Below are 17,939 nucleotides of genomic sequence, written 5' to 3' on the forward strand. Positions count from 1 at the left end.
TAAGATCACTCCCCGACACCCCCGGATCACCTGGAAGGACACCGGCCCTCATGCGCACACTGACGCGGCGTCTGGCCGCCACCGGCGCGCTCGTCCTCGGTCTCGCCCTGACCGCGGCGTGCGGCGGCGACGACGAGCCCGCCACGGCCTCCTCCGGCGGCGCGGCCGGATCGTTCCCGGTCACGATCACCGGCAGGCTCGGCAGTGCCACCGTCAAGTCCGCGCCGAAGCGGATCGTCGCGCTCGGCGAGGTCGACCAGGACGCGCTCCTCGCCCTCGGCGTGCGGCCGGTCGGGATGGTCGAGCTCACCGGGATCCAGAAGGACGGCCTCGCCCCCTGGAGCGCGCCGAAGGTCACCGGCGAGAAGCCGGCGCTGCTCACGGCCGGCGACTCCGGCTTCGACCTGGAGAAGGTCGCCGCGCTGCGGCCCGACCTGATCCTCGCGGCCGGCGACTTCACCATCGACAAGGAGTACGGCAAGCTCTCCAAGCTCGCGCCGACCGTCGCCTACCAGACCGGGCCCGCCGAGGACTCCTGGCAGCAGATCACCCGGCAGGTCGCCAAGGCCGTCGGCCGCTCCGCCGACGGCGAGAAGGTCGTCGTCGCCGCCGAGGCGAAGATCGCTTCGGTGAAGACCTCCCACCCCGGGCTCCAAGGCAAGGGCTTCGCGCTGACCAGCGTGTTCCCCAACGGCAACATCGGCGTGATGAAGTCGAAGGACGACACCAGCGTCAAGCTGTTCGAGCAGTTCGGGATGGTGCTGCCCGACAAGCTGAGCAAGCTGCCCGGCGACGGGTTCGCCGCCGAGCTGAGCATGGAGAAGCTGCCCGACCTCGACACCGACGTCCTGCTGAGCTACTACAACGACGACCCGGCCACGCAGAAGAAGTTCGAGGGGAACAAGCTCTTCTCCGGCCTGCCCGTCGTCGAGCGCGGCTCCTACGTGCGCCTCGACCTCAAGGCGTTCTGGCCGCTGCGCACCCCGACGGTGCTGTCCGTCCCCTACGTCGTCGACCAGGTCGTCCCCCGGATCGCCAAGGCGGCGGCCGCGGCGAAGGCGGCCTAATGCCGGCGGCCCTGACCGCGGCGGAGACGCAGCCGCCCGTCCGCGACGTCATCGGCATCGGGTTCGGCCCGTCCAACCTCGCGCTCGCCGTCGCGCTGGAGGAGGCGCACCCGTCGGCGGACGCCGTGTTCTTCGAGAAGCAGCCAACGTTCGGCTGGCACCGCGGAATGCTCATCGACGGCGCGACGATGCAGGTCCACTTCCTCAAGGACCTGGTGACGCCGCGGAACCCGGCCAGCCCCTACTCGTTCCTGTCCTACCTGCACGCCAAGGGCCGCCTCGTCGACTTCGTCAACCACAAGACGATGTTCCCGACGCGGGTGGAGTTCCACGACTACCTCGAATGGACCGCCGCCGCGTTCGCCGGGCGCGTCCGGTACGGCGCGGAGGTCGTCGCGCTGCGCCCGCACGACGCCGGGACGCTCGAGGTCGTCGTCCGCCGCGACGACGAGCTGGAGACCCACCTCGCCCGCAACGTGGTGATCGGCGCCGGCCTCGACCCCGTGCTGCCCGCCGGGGTCCGGCCGGGGGAGCGGATCTGGCACACCGAGGACCTGCTGACCCGGCTGGACGAGCGCCCCGGCTGGCGGCCGCGCCGGCTCGTGGTCGTCGGCGCCGGGCAGAGCGCCGCCGAGGCCGTCGAGTACCTGCACCGCACCCACCCGCAGGCCGAGGTCTGCGCGGTCTTCGCCCGCTACGGGTACTCGCCCGCCGACGACAGCGCGTTCGCCAACCGCATCTTCGACCCCGCCGCCGTGGACCACTACTACGCGGCGCCGGACGAGGTGAAGGAGATGCTGTTCGGCTACTCCCGCAACACCAACTACTCCGTCGTGGACCTCGACCTCATCGACGAGCTGTACCGGCGCGCCTACGCCGAGAAGGTCGCCGGCACCGAGCGGCTGCGGATCCTCAACGTCTCCCGCGTCCTCGGCGTCCGCGAGGACGCGGGAGACGTGCGGGTGCGGGTCGCGTTCCTGCCCACCGGTGAGACGACGGACCTGGACGCCGACGCCGTCGTCTACGCCACCGGCTACCGCGAGCGCGACCCGTTCGACCTGCTCGGCGAGGCCGGGGCCGGGTGCCGGACCCGCCCGGACGGCCGCCCGGTCGTGGAGCGCGACTACCGCATCGCCACCGAGCCGGGCCGCGAGTGGGGCGTGTACCTGCAGGGGGCCACCGAGCACAGCCACGGCATCGCCTCGTCGCTGCTGTCGATGACGGCGGTGCGCACCGGAGAGATCGTCCAGTCCATCGCGCGGCGCTCCGCGCGCCTCACGAGCGTTCCGCAGGAGGCGTGATGACCAACCCGTTCGACGACCCGGACGGCACCTTCCTCGTCCTGGTCAACGCCGAGGGGCAGCACTCGCTCTGGCCGGAGTTCGCCGACGTCCCGTCCGGCTGGACGGCGGCGTTCGGGCCGGGCTCCCGGCCCGACTGCCTGGCCTACGTCACCGAGAACTGGACGGACCTGCGTCCGCGGAGCCTCACCGCGTGACGCGACGACCCGAGGGCGGGCCCGGGGGTGGGCCCGCCCTCGACCCGCCGGCGGCCGGCGGCCGGGCCCGCGCTCAGGCCGCCGGCTTCGGCAGCGACGGGCGGGCCGCGAAGAACTCGCCGATCAGCTTGCTGGCGTAGTCGGGCCATTCGTGGCCGCCCTGCTGCTTGGTGCAGAGCGCGACCTCGACGGGCCCCGGTCCGGTGCCGACGCAGCCCTCAGGGCCGTCCCGCACGGGCCATGAGAGGGCGGGCAGTTTGTCCACCCATCTCCAGAATTCCATCAGTAACCGCACGCCGATGAACGGGAAATGCACGTCGGCGTCCATGTTCCCGCCCCCGTCGTAGGGGACGGACGGATCCCACGTTCCATGGAAGGCCAGCACCGACACCGGCCGCTTCGGGGTGCAGCCGATGGCGAGCGCGCCCGACACCACGGCGATCCCGGCGACCCTGTCGGCCCGCTCGCACGCGTACCGGTAGGCCATCCCGCCGCCGTTGGAGAACCCGGTCATGAACACCCGGCGGGGGTCGGCGACGCCCTGCTTCACCAGGGTGTCGATGAGCTTGTCGAGGAAGCCGACGTCGTCGACGCCCGCCCAGCGGGCGAACCAGCAGCAGGCGCCCGCGTTCCAGGTGCCGAGCAGCCCGTCGGGGTAGGCGACGGCGTAGCCGTCCTGGTCGGCGATCTTGTCGAGGCCGCTCTGGTTCTCCACGTACGCGGCGTCGTTCAGCCCGCCGTGCAGCGCGACGATGAGCGGCAGCCGCGCGCCGGGCTTCGCGCCCGGCGGGAGGTGCAGCAGGTAGGGGCGGTTCCAGTCGCCCATGGCGACGGAGTGCTCGGTGGTTCCGGGAGCGTCCTGGGCCGCTCCGGCGGGCAGGGGGTGGGCGATGAACGCGGCGAGCAGCGCCGCCACGATCATCGCCGCCCGCACGGCGATCTTCATGGGGTGATCCAACCCCGTCGCCGAGCCGCCCGGCTACGCATCCGGGCGCACAAAAGATCGCGATCTTTTGTGCCCCCGGAGACAGGGACCACGCAGTGCTACGAACCGGATCCGGAACCGGCCTCCGCCGCCTCCGTGACCTCCGCGTCCGCGCCGCCCGCGGCCGCCTCCGCGTCCACTCCGGCCTGGTTGCGCTCCGCGCGCGCGAGGTCGCGGTGCCCGATGGCGAGGACGCCGATCCCGAGCGCGATCGCGGCGGCGCCGACGGCGAACGGGACGTGGATGTTGGCGTGCTCGGCCATCTTGCCCGCCGCGAAGGGCGCGAGGCCGCCGCCGATGAACCGGACGAACCCGTACGCGGCGGACGCGACCGGCCGCTCCACGGGCGCCACCATCATCACGGCCTGCGTCGTCACCGTGTTGTTCACGCCGATGAACACGCCCGCGACGATCACCGCGACGATCAGCGTGGCCTGCGAGTTCACGAAGACCGCGATGACGAGGACGTCGACGGCGAACAGCGCGAGGTTGAAGTACAGGGTGCGGGCGAGGCCGAGCCGCCGCTGCAGCCACGGCGCGCCGAACACCGCGAACACCGCGACCAGCAGGCCCCAGCCGGTGAACACCAGGCCGAGCTTCAGCGCGCTCAGGTGCATCGGGAACGGCGCGTAGCCGAGGACGGTGAAGAAGCCCCAGTTGTAGCAGAGCGCGGTCAGGCTCATCACCAGCAGGCCGCGGTGCCGCAGCGCCTTGATCGGGTCCGCGATCGAGGTCCTGCGCGCCGGCTTCGGCTGCGGCCGCACCAGCGTGATCGTCGCGAGCAGCGCGATCGCCATCAGCACGGCGACGCCGTAGAACGGGCCGCGCCAGCTGACCTCGCCGAGCAGCCCGCCGAGCAGCGGCCCGACGGCGATGCCGAGGCCGAGCGCGGACTCGTAGGCGATGATCGCGCCGCCGAGCCCGCCGCTGGCGGAGGCGACGATGACGGCCAGGGACGTCGCGATGAACAGCGCGTTCCCGAGGCCCCAGCCGGCCCGGAAGCCGATGATCCCCGAGATGCTGCCGGACGTCCCGGCGAGCGCGCTGAACACCACGATCAGGACCAGCCCGGCGATGAGGGTGCGCTTGGCGCCGATCCGGCTGGACACGAAGCCGGTCACCAGCATCGCGACCGCGGTGACCACGAGGTAGCTGGTGAACAGCAGGGTGACCTGGCTGGGCGAGGCGTGCAGGTCCGCGGAGATCGCGGGCAGGATCGGGTCGACCAGGCCGATGCCCATGAACGACACCACGCACGCGAACGCCACGGCCCACACGGCCTTCGGCTGCTTGAAGGGGCTCTGCGCGCCCGCGGACGGCTGACTCATTCGCACTCTCCGGAAGCAGGTGTGTCGGGACCGCCGAGGGCGGCGCCGGTCAGCCGGTCCAGGGCCGGCAGCGCGGCGGCGATCGCCTCCCGGTCGGACGAGGGCAGGCCGGCCAGCAGCTCGGCGAGCCGCTTGGCCTGCCCGGCGCGGCGGCGCGCCAGGTCGGCGCGCCCTGCGTCGGTCAGGTGCACCGCGACGACCCGGCGGTCGCCGGCGAGCGCGCGGCGCTCGGCGAGCCCCTCCCGTTCGAGCCGGGACACCAGCTGCGTCATCGCCGGCTGCGTGACCCCCTCCAGCGCGGCCAGCTCCGTCACCCGGCACGGGCCGCGGCGTTCGAGGGTGGCCAGCGTCGACACGGTGGTCATCGACAGGTCGCGGGGCAGCGACAGCGAGCGCATCAGCGAGTACAGGCGGCCGAGGCCGGCCGCCAGTTCCAGCTCGTCGAGAGGGGACCGCTCGTCCATGTCCCGATATATATCACTTGCTTCTATAAGATGCCTATAGGTTCGCCTGGCTAGGTTTTCTGTGGGCCCCGGAAAGCGGCGATCCACCGGCCGGGACGTCCTGGCCGGTGGATCGGCTCATGCGGTGGGTGTCGGTGCGGTGCGGAGCGCGGTCAGGAGAGCGCGGCCATCTCCTTGTCGATCGCCCTCTGGTGCGCCTCGGCGTCCTCGCGCGCCTTCCGCGGGCTCCAGCGCCCGCTCATGACGAAGATGAACGGGATGAACACGACCTGGCCGCCCAGCGCCACGTACCACCAGGTCTGCCACTGCTTCGGCCCGTCCTTGGCCGCCTTCTGCACGTCCGCGCCGTGCTCCTTGAGGATCTTCAGCTGCGGCTGCGCCTTGGCGACCGTCTGCAGGCCGGCGACGCCGACCTCCTGCGCGGCCCGCGCCTGCAGCTCCGGCGGCGCCTGCCCGGCCGGGTACTTCGCGAGCTCGGCGAAGATCTGCGGGTGCGCGGTCGTGATGGCGAGGGCCTGCTGCGCCTGCGCGGACGCGGCCTTCACCTCGGCGCCGTGCTCCACGATCGGCGTCACCGAGTTGACCACGATCGGCACGAACAGCGCCGAGCAGGCCACGACGATCCGCAGGATCCAGCCCCACACGGCCAGCCCGGTCGCGGTCGCCGCCGGGTTGTGCTTCTCCACGGTCTCGGTGAAGCCCGCCATCCACGGGGCGTACGCGAGCCCTCCGAAGATCCCGATCCCGACGAACAGCCAGGCGAAGTCGTAGTAGCCGGTCTTCGGCTCGGTCGCCCATGCCGCGAAGACCGCCGTGCAGACCACCGAGCCGATGCCGCCGGCGAGCATCAGCGGCTTGCGGACCCGGAGCCGGTCGGAGATCAGGCCGGCGACGACCAGCGCGATCGCGTTGGCCGCCCAGTACCAGTTGCCGAGCGCGTTGGTGCGCTGCTCGCTGTAGCCGAACGTCGCGGAGAAGTAGACGACGAAGTTGCCGACCGCCGCGTAGTACAGCAGCAGGTACACGCTGATCGCGAACGCGGAGCCGACGACGTCCAGCCGCAGCATCTGCCGCCAGCTGCCCTTGAGCTGGGCCTCCGGGTCCAGGCCGCGGGCGCGCGCCTCGATCAGGGCGCGGTCGCGCATGGTGACCATGACCTGGTCGCGCAGCGCCGGGGACAGTTCGCGCAGTCCGAACAGCGCGATGACGAACACCGCGAGCGCCGCGACGCCCGAGTAGGTCAGCTCGTCCTGCCAGCTGGAGCTGTCGAGGGTGTGGCTGGTCACGACGGTGACCACGAGGCTGCCGATGACCGGGCCCATCGTCCAGTAGCCCATGGCGGTGGCGCGGCCGAGCTGCGGGGAGAAGTCGCGGATCAGCGCCGGGGTGGCGACCAGCACGATGCCCTCGATGAGGCTGAGCACCGCGAACAGCGCCAGGTACACGCCCTTGTTGGGGGAGTGCGGCAGCACGAGCACGATCACGCCCGCGACCAGCAGGCCGTACACGACCAGGTTCGCGCGGCCCCACCGGTCGGCGAGCCCGGCGAACAGCGACGCGAACGCGCCGATCGCGTTGCCGATCACCGACAGCATGATGAAGTAGGTGAACGTCATGCGGTAGTGCTCCATGATGGAGGTCGCCACCGCGTACTGGATGTAGAGCAGGTAGTACAGGACGATCGTGGTGATCACCACGATGCCCAGGTAGAGGTAGCGGCGTCCCGTCTCCGGGTAGTGCGGCAGGTCCCGCCGCCAGAGCCGTGCCGCGAGGCCGGGCGGTGCGGCCGCGCCGCCGGGCGCGACGCCGTCGTTGGTGGACGATGAAACGGACATGTCAGGGACTCCTCCGGGCGCTGGTCTCCCCCGAGAACCGGTCCTAGAAAGGGCGCGGGGCGGCGTCGGCGAACGCGGCGGCGCGCTCGCGTCCGGCCGCCCGCACCGTGCCGGGCGGCCCGTACCGGGTGCCGCCGGCGATGGCGAGTGCCGCGTCGTCGCCGCCGTCGTGCGGGACGGCGGCGCGGACGGGGCCGAAGACCTCCTCCTGCTCGGTGCTCGTTCGGGCCTCGGCGGCCTGCGCCTCCGGTCGCGTGCGGAGGCGGGCCGGCGGCGCGGCGGGCCGGTCGCGCCCGCCGCGGGCGGGCCGGACGTCCTCGTCCGGCGCGGTGCCGATGCGGCCGCGCGCCCGGTCGCGGGTCTGCCGGGGGTCGGTCGTCGTCATCGGTCGGTCCTTCGGCCAGGGGTGGCGAAGCTCACACCGCTCCGCGTCGTGCCGCAAAAGTAATGCCGCCGACCGAGAATGGCAATGGGAAATCGGCTATTGCATACCAACTGGTCGGTATGGTGTCATCGGCGCACCGATGCCTGCCTGGTGGGGGCGCGGCCCGGGGCCCTCCGGCCCTGGACGGCGAGGGTTCCCATCTCGTTATCGTGCGCCATACCGACCGGACGGTACAAGGGCTCGGATCGGCGAGGAGGGGTGCATTGCGGGTATTCGAAGACGGCGACCTCCCGGGCCTGCCGCTGGACCGGTTCCGGCGCCACGTCGACAGGGTCCTCCCTGGCGCCCTGTGGCCGGCGGACGCCGGGCCGCTGCGCGCCCGCGTGGTCGCCGGCGGCCGCTCGAACCTGACCTACGAGGTGACCGACGGGGCCCGCTCCTGGATCGTCCGGCGCCCGCCGCTCGGCCACGTCCTCGCGACGGCGCACGACATGTCCCGCGAGCACCGGGTCATGACCGCCCTGGCCGGCACGGCCGTCCCCGTCCCCCGTACCTACCTGCTCTGCGAGGACCCGGACGTGCTCGGCGCGCCGTTCTACGTGATGGAGATGGTCGAGGGGACCCCGTACCGCGGCGCGGACGAGCTCGTCCCACTCGGCCCCGAGCGGGTCGCGGCGATCGCAGGACGGATGGTCGACACCCTCGTCGACCTGCACCGCGTCGACCCCGCCGAGGTGGGGCTGGCCGACTTCGGACGGCCGCGGGGCTTCCTCGAACGCCAGGTGCGCCGCTGGAAGAAGCAGCTCGACGCGTCGCGCAGCCGGGACCTCGACGGCGCCGCCGAGCTGCACGCGCTGCTGGAGGCGAACGTCCCGCCCGAGTCCGCCCCGGCGATCGTGCACGGCGACTACCGGCTCGACAACCTGCTCGTCGGCGCGGACGACCGGGTGGCGGCCGTCCTGGACTGGGAGATGGCGACGCTCGGCGACCCGCTCACCGACCTCGCGCTCCTGCTCGTCTACATGAGGCGGACGGCGCCGGTCCCGGGACGGGCCGAGGCGACGCGCGCGCCCGGCTTCCCGTCGCCCGACGAGGTGGTGGCCCGGTACGCCGAGCGCAGCGGCCGCGACCTGTCGGCGATCGGGTTCTACGTCGGGCTGGCCTGCTTCAAGCTCGCGGTGATCTCCGAGGGCATCCACTACCGCTACCTGAGGGGCCAGACCGTGGGGGAGGGGTTCGACGCCATCGGCGCCGCCGTCGAGCCGCTGCTCCGCTCCGGCATCGCCGCGCTCAAGGGCGCCTGACCCCTCTCCGAGACCGGCGGCCCGGCCTCTCGCGTTGCATACCAACCGGTCGGTATGTTGTCATCATGGCGTCCACGGAGCGGGCGCGCGCCCGGCGGAGGAGGTAACGCGATGAGGACGTTCCACGGCATCGACGAGTACGAGAAGGCCGTCGGCACCCATCTCGGCCACAGCGACTGGCACACGGTCACGCAGGAGCAGGTGAACGGGTTCGCCGACGCGACCGGCGACCACCAGTGGATCCACGTGGACCCCGAGCGGGCCGCGGCCGGCCCCTTCGGCGGCACGATCGCGCACGGCTACCTCACCCTGTCGCTGATCCCCATGCTGATGTCGGAGATCTCGCGCGTCGAGGGCCTGGCGATGGGCGTCAACTACGGCTCGGACAAGGTCCGCTTCCCCGCGCCCGTCCCCGTCGGGTCGCGGCTGCGCGCCGGCGCCGAGCTGCTCTCGCTGGAGCGCACCCCGCAGGGCGCGCGGGCCAAGGTCCGCGTGACCGTGGAGCGCGAGGGCGGCGACAAGCCGGTCTGCGTCGCCGAGGTCCTGTCCGTGCTGGTCGGCTGACTCCCCGTCCATCCCGTCCGTCATCCCGGAGACCGTCATGATCCCCAGCACCATGCAGGACTTCCCCCTCTCGGTCGCCGCGATCCTGCGGCACGGCCGGCGCGTCTACGGGCGCAGCGAGTGCGTCACGTGGACCGGCGGCGGCGAGCCGCGGCGCGCCACCTTCGCGCAGGTCGCCGACAACGCCGAGCGCCTCGCCGCCGCGCTGCAGCGGCTCGGCGTCCGCCAGGGCGGCCGAGTGGCGACCTTCTGCTGGAACAACCAGGAGCACCTGGAGGCGTACTTCGCCGTGCCCGCCATGGGCGCCGTGCTGCACACCCTCAACATCCGGCTGTTCCCCGAGCAGCTCGCGCACATCATCAACCACGCCGACGACCAGGTGATCATTGTCGACGACGGCCTCGTGCCGCTGCTCGCCCGGGTGGTGGACGAGCTGCCCGCCGTCGAGGCGTTCGTCATCGTCGGCGACGGCGACGGCGCGCCGCTCGAGGCCAACCGCAACGGCGCCCCCGTCCTGCGGTACCGCGAGCTGCTCGCCGCCGAGGAGCCCGGCTACGAGTGGCCCGAGGTGGACGAGCGGTCCGCCGCGTCCATGTGCTACACCAGCGGCACCACCGGCGACCCGAAGGGCGTCGTCTACTCGCACCGCTCGACGTTCCTGCACGCGATGGCCGTGCAGTCGGCGTCGCTGGTCGGCATCACCGAGGCCGACCGGGTGCTGACGATCGTCCCGATGTTCCACGTCAACGCCTGGGGCCTGCCGTACGGGGCGTTCCTGTCCGGCGCGACGCTGCACATGCCCGGTCCGTTCATGCAGCCGCAGCACCTCACCGAGTTCGTCGCCCGGGAGCGCAGCACGCTCGCCTCCGCCGTCCCCACCATCTGGAACGGCATCCTCTCCTACGGCGAGCAGCACGAGCTGGACCTGTCGTCGCTGCGCGCCGGGACGTCCGGCGGCGCCGCCGCGCCCCGCTCGCTGCTGGAGGCGTTCGAGGAGCGGTACGGGCTGCGCATCATCCAGGGCTGGGGCATGACCGAGACCAGCCCGCTCGGCGGCATGGCCTTCCCACCGCCCGAGGTGGAACCCGGCACGCCCGAGGAGATGGACTGGCGGCTGAAGTCCGGCCGCGTCGCCGCGGGCGTCGAGATGCGGATCGTCGACGACGCCGGCCGCGAGCTGCCGTGGGACGGGGAGTCCGTCGGCGAGATCGAGGTCCGCGGCCCGTGGATCACCGGCTCCTACCACCGCGCCCCGGCGCCGGAGAAGTTCGACGACGGCTGGCTGCGCACCGGCGACATCGGCACGATCGACGACCGCGGCTTCTACCAGATCACCGACCGCGCCAAGGACGTCATCAAGTCGGGCGGCGAGTGGATCTCCTCGGTCGAGCTGGAGAACCTCCTGATGGGGCACCCGGCGGTCGCGGAGGCCGCCGTGATCGGCATCCCCGACCCGCGCTGGGACGAGCGGCCGCTCGCCTGCGTCGTGCTCCGCCCGGACGCCGCCGCGACCGCCGCCGAGCTGGCCGACCACCTCGCCGCCCGGGTGGCCCGCTGGCAGGTCCCCGAGTACTGGACGTTCATGGACGAGATCCCCAAGACGACCGTCGGCAAGTTCGACAAGAAGCCCCTCCGCGCCCGCCACAGGAGCGCCGACCTGAAGATCGAGCACATCGAGCGCTGACGGACCCTGGCCCCGGCTGCACGAACGAACGGAAGACCGGGCCTCGGCCGCCACCACGGGCAGGCGCGTGGAGCGAGCGCCGGCGAGCGCAGCGGGCCTGCCCGACGGTTGACAGGCTGTTTCGCGCGGAGCGCCAGCGGAGCGGGAAACAGCCTGTCAACCGTGACGGGGTTCCAGGGGGGCGCCCCCCTGGGAGAAAACAGAAGACCCCTAGTGCTCCTTCAGCCCGTTCAGGAACAGGTCGACGTAGTGCTCGGCGATGGTGCGGGTCTTGAGGCGGCCTCCCGGGTGGTACCAGGTGCCGATCTGGTGGACGGTGCCGAAGAAGAAGAGGACGGCGATGTCGGCGGGCATGCTCGTGCGGAAGGACCCCTCGCGCTGGCCCTCCTCGACCAGGTCGCGGAACCGCTCCTGGTAGCGGCGCCGTTCCGCGCGGACGGCCTCGCGGCGGTCGCGGGGGAGCAGGTGGGTGGAGCGGAAGAAGACGGTGAAGTCGTCCAGGTAGAGGAACGAGGTCTCCAGGACGTCGAGGGCGGCGGCGCGCAGCCGCTCCTCGGCGCTGCCGGGGCCGTCGGCGATCTGCTCCAGCCGGCGCATCTGCAGGCCGAGGAGCCGGTGGTAGATCTCGTAGAGGAGATCGTCCTTGGAGCCGAAATAGTGGTACATGGCGCCTTTGGTGACGCCGGCGGCGTTGACGATCTCCTGGACCGAGGTGCCCTCGAAGCCCCTCTCGGCGAACAGCCGGGTGGCGACGGCGAGCAGCCGGTCGGGAAGGGGTACGTCGTCGGAGAGCCGCCCCACCGAGGCCTGTGTCACGACTCTCCACCTCCGTCCGCGGCCGCCCCCGCGCCGCCGCCCCTGATCAGCCGTCAGCCTACCGGGCGGGAACCCGGTCCAAGAACGGCCGTCGTCGAGGCGGGTGAAACCGGCTGTCGACGGCGCCGCCCCCCGATTCTATCTTCAAAAGAATCCGACCAGTCGGTATGTACAAATGGCCTCGGGGAGAAGTCGAGCGGGTTCCGACCGGCGGGACGGCGGCGGGCCCTCACCAGTCGTCGATCTCCGGATGCTCGTCCCGGATCCGCTTCTCCAGGAACCCGAGGTCGGAGCGGCGCCAGCCGATGACGCGCAGCAGGGAGATCTCGTCCTCGTCCTGCACGTCGATCCGCGCCCCGGCGTCCAGCAGGGCGCGGACGAGCGCGGGCGGGCCCTCCTCGAACACCACCACGTGCAGCGGCGTCCGCCCGCAGCCGTCGCGGGCCTCCAGGTCGAGGACGGGCAGCAGCCGGGGCAGCAGCGGCTCCCAGTCCAGCATCGGCAGCGCGTGCAGCAGGGTCCGGCCCCGCGCGTCCCGGACGCGCGGGTCGACCCCGGCGTCCAGGAGGGCGAGCACGCCGGGGGTGTCGCCGTGCTGGACCCGCGCGAGCAGCTCGCGCCGCTGGGCGTCCAGCGCCTTCGGCAGGCGGCCGCCCGCCCGCCACCCCCGGTCGGCGGCCTCGCAGCCGCCGACCGCGCCGCCCAGCGCGAGCAGCGCCTGCTCGCGCCGCCGCTCGCCTTCGCCGTGCGGCATCCGCAGGGCGCCGTCGCGGAAGGCGACCTCGTGCCACTCGCCGCGGCACCGGATGCGGACCGGGCCGGGGCGGTCCGGTCCGGGCGGGCCGCCGGGACCGGTGAACGCGCGGGCCGGCGCGAGCGCGGCGCGGACGAGCGGGTGCAGCTCCTCGGCCGGGACGACGCCGTGCCGCAGCGCCTCGACGTCCGGCGCCATCCGCCACGCCGCGTCCGGGAGCACCGGCGTCCCCCCGCCGAGGTCGTCCCGGGGCGCCAGCTCCACGCCGAGCCCGCCGCCCGCGCGGCGCAGGACGACCCCCACGTGCTGGTTCGCGGGGATCCAGTACGCGTCGCCGTGCCCGTGCTCCGACAGCCGCCGGACCTCGTCCGCGAGCCGCGCGGGGGCCAGCGGCAGCCGCGCGAGGACGCCGGCGGTCTCGACGACCCCGCCGCCGAGGTACTCCTCCAGCTCGACGCCCGTCTCGTCGACGGCGATCCCCGCCGCGGCGAAGGCGCCCAGCACGTCGCCGGCCTCGTGCAGCAGGACCGCCCGCTCGGCGCGCGCGACCGGGTCGTCCCCGCCCGGGGCGGCGGACGCGAGCAGGCCGGGCGGCCGGGGCGTCCCGTCCGGCTCCAGGAACGGCGCGCGGGTGCCGTCGCCGCCGCAGCGCTCCCGCAGCTCATCGGTGCGGCGGACGTCCCACAGGTGGCGTGCGGTGTCCCACTGGTGCTGCAGGTTGTGCCACACCGACAGGTAGGGCAGGTCGGTGTTCAGGTACGTCCAGCCGGTGTCGGTCGAGATCGAGCCGAACCGGAGGGTGAGCCGCTGCGGCCCGTGGACGAGCTGCCGCGGCGTCGTGACGTGCAGGGTGCGGCGGGGATCGTCCGGGTCGGCGGACAGCACGAGGGCCTGGTCGGGGACCAGCGTCGTCCGTCCCCGGCCGACGCGCGGCGCGTGCCAGCGCAGCAGGTCGGGCGCGAGGTGCCGGAGGTCGTCCTCCAGCGCGTCGGCGACCTCGCGGCCGTGCTCGCGCGCGACGTCCGCGAGGTCGAAGTCCACGTCCACGTTCGCCGCCGCGCACGCCCCGCGCCAGTCGCCCGCGAGCCGCCGCTCGGCGGCCCGCTCGATCATCCAGCGGGGGACCGCGTAGCGGCGGATCCGCCGCAGGCGCGACGCCTCGTCCGGCCGGAGCGCGCGCGGGGCGGTCCGCGTGTCGATCACCGTCACCGCGTCCCCCGTTCCCGCGCGCCGTGCCCCGCGGCCCCGGCACGGCGCACCGGGGGGCGGGGGGTGGCAAGGCCGGTCGGATTCGAACCGACGTCCTCCAGCCCGCTGTAAGGCGCGACGACCTCTGCGCTACGGCCTTGCCGCAGCGCAGCCTAGCGGCCCGGGCGGCCGCGCGCCGCCCGTTCGCGATCTTCGCCGGCCGCGCGCCCCGGCCGGGCCGCCCGTGGAATCATGATCGTGTCCGGGAGGGCGCGGGACGGGAGGACCCATGTGCTACGAGCCGGTCGCCGATCCGGGCGAGGTCGCCTTCGCCGCGCCGCGGCCCGACCCCGCCCGCGAGACGCCCGACCGGGTGCCGCTCGAACCGGTCGACGCCGTCACGCTCACGACGCTCATCGACAACCAGAGCGACCTGCTGCTCGCCGACCAGGGGCCGGTGCGGCGCACCGGGATGCGGCAGGCCGCCGCGGGCCGGCGCCTGCCCGCCGGGGTGCTGGACACGGGGGAGTCCTACGACGTCCCGCTCGCCGAGCACGGGTTCTCGATGCTGGTCACCGTGGTGCGGAACGGTCGCGAGCACCGCTTGCTGTTCGACGCGGGCATGACCCCGGACGGCCTCGTCGGCAACATGCGGCGGCTCGGCGTCGACCCCGCCTCGGTCGAGACGGTCGTGCTCAGCCACGGCCACGCCGACCACGTCACCGGCCTGGACGGGCTGATCCGCGCGGTCGGCGCCGCGAACACCCCGCTCGTCGTCCATCCCGGCGTATGGACGGGCCGCCGGATGAACGTGCCCGGCGCCGAGCCGCTGCGGCTGGCCGCGCCGAGCCGCCGCGCCCTCGCCGGCGCCGGCTTCGAGATCGTCGAGCGGGCGCAGCCGTCGCTGCTGTTCGGCGGGTCCGTCCTGATCACCGGTGAGATCGACCGCGTCACGCCGTTCGAGCGCGGCATGCCCGCCTACCACGAGGCGCTCACGGACGGCGCCTGGGCGCCCGACCCGCTCGTCCGGGACGACCAGGCGCTCGTGCTGAACGTCCGCGGGCACGGCCTGGTCGTCCTCACCGGCTGCGGGCACGCGGGGATCGTCAACATCGTCCGGCACGCCCGCCGCCTCACCGGGGAGCCGCGGGTGGCGGCCGTCGTCGGCGGGTTCCACCTGAGCGGCCCCGCGTTCGAGCCGATCATCGAGCCGACCGTCGGCGCGCTCGCCGGCCTGGACCCGGCGGTGGTCGTCCCGGCGCACTGCACCGGCTGGCGCGCCGCCCAGGCGCTCGCCGCGCGCCTCCCGGAGGCGTTCGTCCCGAACGCGGTCGGCTCCCGGCTCGAACTTCGCGCCGCCTAGGGATGGATCCCTCCCGGCGGGGAAGGATCCCGGCGCACGGGCCGTCCGGACGAACAGGAGCGGGGGATGGGCATCGTCTCGCCCGGATTCCACGGCAGGCGGCGGCAGGGGGACGTGAAGCTGCCGCCCGGCCAGTACCTCACCGACGACTTCCCGGTCCTGTCGGCCGGGCCGACGCCCCGCGTCGACACGGACGAGTGGGAGTTCGTCGTCACCACCGAGACGGGCGAGCGGCGCCGCTGGACGTGGGAGGAGTTCCTGGCGCTCCCGTCGGAGAACCCGACGGTCGACATCCACTGCGTGACCAAGTGGTCCAAGCTCGGCACGTCCTGGACGGGCGTGTCCCTGGACGTCCTCCTCGACGACGTGGAGACGACCGCCGACTACGCGCTCGCCCGCTCCTACGGCGGCTACACCACCAACCTGCCCCTCCAGGACCTGCTGGACGGGCAGGCATGGCTGGCCTACCGCTTCGACGACGAGGACCTGCATCCCGAGCACGGCGGCCCGGTGCGGCTGCTGGTGCCGCACTTGTACTTCTGGAAGTCGGCCAAGTGGGTCCGCGGCCTCGACCTGCTCACCCAGGACGAGCCCGGTTTCTGGGAGACGGCCGGCTACCACGACTACGGGGACCCATGGCTGGAACAGCGGTACCAGGGGGACTGAGCCGGCTCCGGTGGCGGGTGGCGCGGCTCGCGGAGACCCGCGACGAGACGCCCACCGCGCGGACGCTCGTGCTGGACGTCCCCGGATGGCCCGGGCACCTCGCGGGCCAGCACGTCGACGTCCGGCTCACCGCGGCCGACGGGTACAGCACGCAGCGCAGCTACTCGCTCGCGGCGCCGGCGGACGGCGACCGCGTCGAGCTGACCGTGCAGAACGTCCCGGACGGCGAGGTGTCGCCGTACCTGACCGAGGTCTTCTCGGTCGGCGACCCGGTCGAGATCCGCGGGCCGGTGGGCGGCTGGTTCGTGTGGCGCCCGGACGACCCGGCGCCCGTCGCGCTCGTCGCGGGCGGGGCGGGCGTGGCGCCGCTGATGGCGATGGTGCGGGCCCGGCGGGCGGAGGGCTCGCACGTCCCGTTCCGGCTGGTGTACTCCGCGCGGACGCCGGACGAGCGGTGGTACGCCGCCGAGCTGCGGCGCCCCGACCCGGGCGTGGAGGTCTTCCCGCTGTACACGCGCGCCGCGCCGGACGGCTGGCCGCGGCCGCCGGGCCGGCTGGCGAAGGGCGACCTCGCCGCATGGGCGTGGCCGCCGGAGTTCGACCCGGCCTGCTTCGTGTGCGGGCCGACGGGGTTCGTGGAGGCGGCGGCCGATCTGCTGGTCGCGCTGGGGCACGACCCGCGCAGGATCAGGACCGAGCGTTTCGGGCCGAGCGGAGGCTGACATGGGAGCGGACGGAACGGAGGCGGGCGCGGACGCCGTCGTCTACGAGGACGCCGGCGCGTACCAGGACGGCAACGCGCTCGCCGGGCCGCTGAGCGAGGTGTTCGGCGTGGACGTCACGAGGGCGGCGGTGCGGTGCACCGCGTGCGGGCTGGCGGGCCCGCTGCCCGGCCTGCGCGTCTACTCGCACGCCCCGGGCGCCGTCGCCCGGTGTCCGGGATGCGAGCACGTCGTCCTGCGCCTCGTCATCGGGAACGGGACGGCCTGGCTCGACCTGCGCGGCACCGTCGGCCTCCGCATGCCGCTCGCCTGACGCCCCGCTCACCCGGCGGCCTGCTCACCCGGCGGCCTGCTCACCCGGCGGCCTGCTCGCCTGACGGCCTGCTCGCCTGACGGTCCGCCGCGCGGCCGGGCCAGGGCTTGCGGGCGACGCCGGCGAACTCGTCGACGTCCTCGCCGTGCGCGCCCGCGGGGTGCGGGCGCCAGCGGTTGCACGGGACCACGCCGGGCTCCAGCAGGTCGAGGCCGTCGAAGAAGCGGACGATCTCCGCGCCGCTGCGCAGCGTCATCGGCGGCTTGACGCGCTCGTTGCGCAGCCGCACGACCTCCTCCGTCGCCGCGCCGTGCACCTCGCTGGTGCTGTGCGCGATGACGAGGTGGCCGCCCGGGGGCAGGGCGTCCTTCAGCGTCCGGACGATCGAGTACGCAGCCGGCGTGTCGTCGATGTAGATCAGGACGCCGAGCAGCAGGACCGCGAACGGACGGGAGAGGTCCAGCGTCCGCGCCGCCTCGGCCAGGATCCGCTCCGGGTCGTGCAGGTCGGCGTCGATGTAGGCGGTGGCGCCCTCGGGCGTGCTGGTCAGCAGCGCGCGGGCGTGGGCCAGCACCAGCGGGTCGTTGTCGACGTACACGATCCGCGACTCGGGGGCGAGCTCCTGCGCGATCTGGTGGGTGTTGCCGGCGGTGGGCAGGCCGGTGCCGATGTCGAGGAACTGCCGGACGCCCTCCTCGGCCACCAGGTACCGGACGGCCCGGCCGAGGAACTCCCGGTCGGCCCTGGCCAGCCGGACGATGCTCGGGTACAGCTCGGCCATCTGGTCGCCGACGCGGCGGTCGGCGGCGTAGTTGTCCTTGCCGCCGAGCCAGTGGTTCCAGATCCGCGGGGCCGCCGGCACGTGCGGATCGACCCCCTCCGGCGCCGTCTCCTCCGGGGTCGGGGTGTCGGTCACGGCTGCGGCCCTTCCGGTCGGCGGGCGCGTCCCGCCCGGGGGCTCCCAACGTAGATCATCGGCTTGCGCCCGGCCATCGACTTCACC

General features: G+C 73.6%; 18 protein-coding genes and 1 tRNA gene. 10 read left to right on the plus strand and 9 right to left on the minus strand.

The features are described 5' to 3' along the window. The first annotated feature begins 50 nt into the window (after positions 1–50). The 3 genes from ABT299_RS11370 to ABT299_RS11380 are packed head-to-tail and all read left to right on the plus strand — an operon-like array spanning position 51 to position 2,565. A complete protein-coding gene (locus tag ABT299_RS11370) occupies positions 51–1,067 on the plus strand; it encodes an iron-siderophore ABC transporter substrate-binding protein (protein WP_500250591.1) in 1,017 nt (338 codons plus the stop codon). Continuing rightward, positions 1,067–2,368 (plus strand): lysine N(6)-hydroxylase/L-ornithine N(5)-oxygenase family protein, encoded by a 1,302-nt coding sequence (locus tag ABT299_RS11375; protein ID WP_500250592.1) that lies wholly within the window; start codon positions 1,067–1,069, stop codon positions 2,366–2,368. Before ABT299_RS11370 ends, ABT299_RS11375 begins: the two co-directional genes overlap by 1 nt. Then, complete coding sequence (locus tag ABT299_RS11380; protein WP_500250593.1) at positions 2,368–2,565, plus strand: MbtH family protein; 198 nt, start codon at positions 2,368–2,370, stop codon at positions 2,563–2,565. The genes ABT299_RS11375 and ABT299_RS11380 overlap by 1 nt, the downstream gene beginning before the upstream one ends. Before the next feature lie 73 nt (positions 2,566–2,638). On the opposite strand, the gene ABT299_RS11385 is transcribed toward ABT299_RS11380, so the two are convergent. From ABT299_RS11385 to ABT299_RS11405, 5 genes are all read right to left on the minus strand, one after another. Continuing rightward, positions 2,639–3,511 (minus strand): CE1 family esterase, encoded by an 873-nt coding sequence (locus ABT299_RS11385; RefSeq protein ID WP_190854205.1) that lies wholly within the window; start codon positions 3,509–3,511, stop codon positions 2,639–2,641. Positions 3,512–3,609: 98 nt separating this feature from the next. After that, positions 3,610–4,878: an MFS transporter gene (locus tag ABT299_RS11390; RefSeq protein WP_190854202.1), complete on the minus strand. Its 1,269-nt coding sequence runs from the start codon at positions 4,876–4,878 to the stop codon at positions 3,610–3,612. Beyond that, positions 4,875–5,342 (minus strand): MarR family winged helix-turn-helix transcriptional regulator, encoded by a 468-nt coding sequence (locus ABT299_RS11395; protein WP_190854199.1) that lies wholly within the window; start codon positions 5,340–5,342, stop codon positions 4,875–4,877. Before ABT299_RS11395 ends, ABT299_RS11390 begins: the two co-directional genes overlap by 4 nt. A 152-nt stretch (positions 5,343–5,494) precedes the next feature. Beyond that, the gene (locus ABT299_RS11400; RefSeq protein WP_500250594.1) at positions 5,495–7,177 is read right to left on the minus strand and encodes an MFS transporter; all 1,683 of its coding nucleotides are present in this window, start codon (positions 7,175–7,177) and stop codon (positions 5,495–5,497) included. A 43-nt stretch (positions 7,178–7,220) separates the two neighbouring features. Beyond that, a complete protein-coding gene (locus tag ABT299_RS11405; protein ID WP_190854195.1) occupies positions 7,221–7,562 on the minus strand; it encodes a hypothetical protein in 342 nt (113 codons plus the stop codon). A gap of 263 nt (positions 7,563–7,825) precedes the next feature. On the opposite strand from ABT299_RS11405, the gene ABT299_RS11410 reads away from it, so the two are divergent. The 3 genes from ABT299_RS11410 to ABT299_RS11420 all read left to right on the plus strand — a co-directional run bounded on the left by ABT299_RS11410 (position 7,826) and on the right by ABT299_RS11420 (position 11,114). Then, entirely contained in the window at positions 7,826–8,866 is a 1,041-nt protein-coding gene (locus tag ABT299_RS11410; protein WP_500250595.1) for a phosphotransferase family protein, read from the plus strand. A 111-nt stretch (positions 8,867–8,977) separates the two neighbouring features. Then, entirely contained in the window at positions 8,978–9,430 is a 453-nt protein-coding gene (locus ABT299_RS11415) for a MaoC family dehydratase (RefSeq protein WP_190854189.1), read from the plus strand. Between the two features lie 37 nt (positions 9,431–9,467). Beyond that, the gene (locus tag ABT299_RS11420; protein WP_500250596.1) at positions 9,468–11,114 is read left to right on the plus strand and encodes a long-chain fatty acid--CoA ligase; all 1,647 of its coding nucleotides are present in this window, start codon (positions 9,468–9,470) and stop codon (positions 11,112–11,114) included. Positions 11,115–11,324: 210 nt separating this feature from the next. On the opposite strand, the gene ABT299_RS11425 is transcribed toward ABT299_RS11420, so the two are convergent. From ABT299_RS11425 to ABT299_RS11435, 3 genes are all read right to left on the minus strand, one after another. Next, positions 11,325–11,930, minus strand: coding sequence for a TetR/AcrR family transcriptional regulator (locus ABT299_RS11425; RefSeq protein ID WP_387030361.1), 606 nt, complete (start codon positions 11,928–11,930; stop codon positions 11,325–11,327). Positions 11,931–12,159: 229 nt separating this feature from the next. Next, on the minus strand, positions 12,160–13,893 hold the full coding sequence (locus tag ABT299_RS11430; protein ID WP_500250597.1) for a hypothetical protein: 1,734 nt from the start codon (positions 13,891–13,893) through the stop codon (positions 12,160–12,162). A gap of 64 nt (positions 13,894–13,957) precedes the next feature. Further along, positions 13,958–14,032 (minus strand) — tRNA-OTHER (locus tag ABT299_RS11435). 129 nt (positions 14,033–14,161) lie between these two features. On the opposite strand from ABT299_RS11435, the gene ABT299_RS11440 reads away from it, so the two are divergent. From ABT299_RS11440 to ABT299_RS11455, 4 genes are all read left to right on the plus strand, one after another. Beyond that, positions 14,162–15,235, plus strand: coding sequence for an MBL fold metallo-hydrolase (locus ABT299_RS11440; protein WP_500250598.1), 1,074 nt, complete (start codon positions 14,162–14,164; stop codon positions 15,233–15,235). 66 nt (positions 15,236–15,301) lie between these two features. Next, positions 15,302–15,901: a sulfite oxidase-like oxidoreductase gene (locus ABT299_RS11445; protein WP_433235245.1), complete on the plus strand. Its 600-nt coding sequence runs from the start codon at positions 15,302–15,304 to the stop codon at positions 15,899–15,901. Beyond that, complete coding sequence (locus tag ABT299_RS11450; protein ID WP_190854181.1) at positions 15,871–16,623, plus strand: ferredoxin reductase; 753 nt, start codon at positions 15,871–15,873, stop codon at positions 16,621–16,623. The genes ABT299_RS11445 and ABT299_RS11450 overlap by 31 nt, the downstream gene beginning before the upstream one ends. Position 16,624: 1 nt before the next feature. Next, on the plus strand, positions 16,625–16,936 hold the full coding sequence (locus tag ABT299_RS11455) for a DUF6510 family protein (protein ID WP_190854178.1): 312 nt from the start codon (positions 16,625–16,627) through the stop codon (positions 16,934–16,936). Between the two features lie 40 nt (positions 16,937–16,976). Here ABT299_RS11455 and ABT299_RS11460 read toward each other — a convergent pair whose 3' ends face one another. After that, positions 16,977–17,852, minus strand: a complete 876-nt coding sequence (locus ABT299_RS11460; RefSeq protein WP_500250599.1) for an SAM-dependent methyltransferase — start codon at positions 17,850–17,852, stop codon at positions 16,977–16,979. Positions 17,853–17,939 lie beyond the last annotated feature (87 nt).

The sequence above is a fragment of the Spirillospora sp. NPDC000708 genome (assembly GCF_040299565.1).
Lineage (GTDB): Bacteria > Actinomycetota > Actinomycetes > Streptosporangiales > Streptosporangiaceae > Spirillospora.

Excerpts from the sequence above, each read along its gene's own strand:
- ABT299_RS11370 (WP_500250591.1), top strand. The coding sequence starts at position 51 with ATGCGCACACTGACGCGGCGTCTGGCCGCCACCGGCGCGCTCGTCCTC.
- ABT299_RS11375 (WP_500250592.1), top strand. The coding sequence starts at position 1,067 with ATGCCGGCGGCCCTGACCGCGGCGGAGACGCAGCCGCCCGTCCGCGAC.
- ABT299_RS11380 (WP_500250593.1), top strand. The coding sequence starts at position 2,368 with ATGACCAACCCGTTCGACGACCCGGACGGCACCTTCCTCGTCCTGGTC.
- ABT299_RS11385 (WP_190854205.1), bottom strand. The coding sequence starts at position 3,511 with ATGAAGATCGCCGTGCGGGCGGCGATGATCGTGGCGGCGCTGCTCGCC.
- ABT299_RS11390 (WP_190854202.1), bottom strand. The coding sequence starts at position 4,878 with ATGAGTCAGCCGTCCGCGGGCGCGCAGAGCCCCTTCAAGCAGCCGAAG.
- ABT299_RS11395 (WP_190854199.1), bottom strand. The coding sequence starts at position 5,342 with ATGGACGAGCGGTCCCCTCTCGACGAGCTGGAACTGGCGGCCGGCCTC.
- ABT299_RS11400 (WP_500250594.1), bottom strand. The coding sequence starts at position 7,177 with ATGTCCGTTTCATCGTCCACCAACGACGGCGTCGCGCCCGGCGGCGCG.
- ABT299_RS11405 (WP_190854195.1), bottom strand. The coding sequence starts at position 7,562 with ATGACGACGACCGACCCCCGGCAGACCCGCGACCGGGCGCGCGGCCGC.
- ABT299_RS11415 (WP_190854189.1), top strand. The coding sequence starts at position 8,978 with ATGAGGACGTTCCACGGCATCGACGAGTACGAGAAGGCCGTCGGCACC.
- ABT299_RS11420 (WP_500250596.1), top strand. The coding sequence starts at position 9,468 with ATGATCCCCAGCACCATGCAGGACTTCCCCCTCTCGGTCGCCGCGATC.
- ABT299_RS11440 (WP_500250598.1), top strand. The coding sequence starts at position 14,162 with ATGTGCTACGAGCCGGTCGCCGATCCGGGCGAGGTCGCCTTCGCCGCG.
- ABT299_RS11445 (WP_433235245.1), top strand. The coding sequence starts at position 15,302 with ATGGGCATCGTCTCGCCCGGATTCCACGGCAGGCGGCGGCAGGGGGAC.
- ABT299_RS11450 (WP_190854181.1), top strand. The coding sequence starts at position 15,871 with ATGGCTGGAACAGCGGTACCAGGGGGACTGAGCCGGCTCCGGTGGCGG.
- ABT299_RS11455 (WP_190854178.1), top strand. The coding sequence starts at position 16,625 with ATGGGAGCGGACGGAACGGAGGCGGGCGCGGACGCCGTCGTCTACGAG.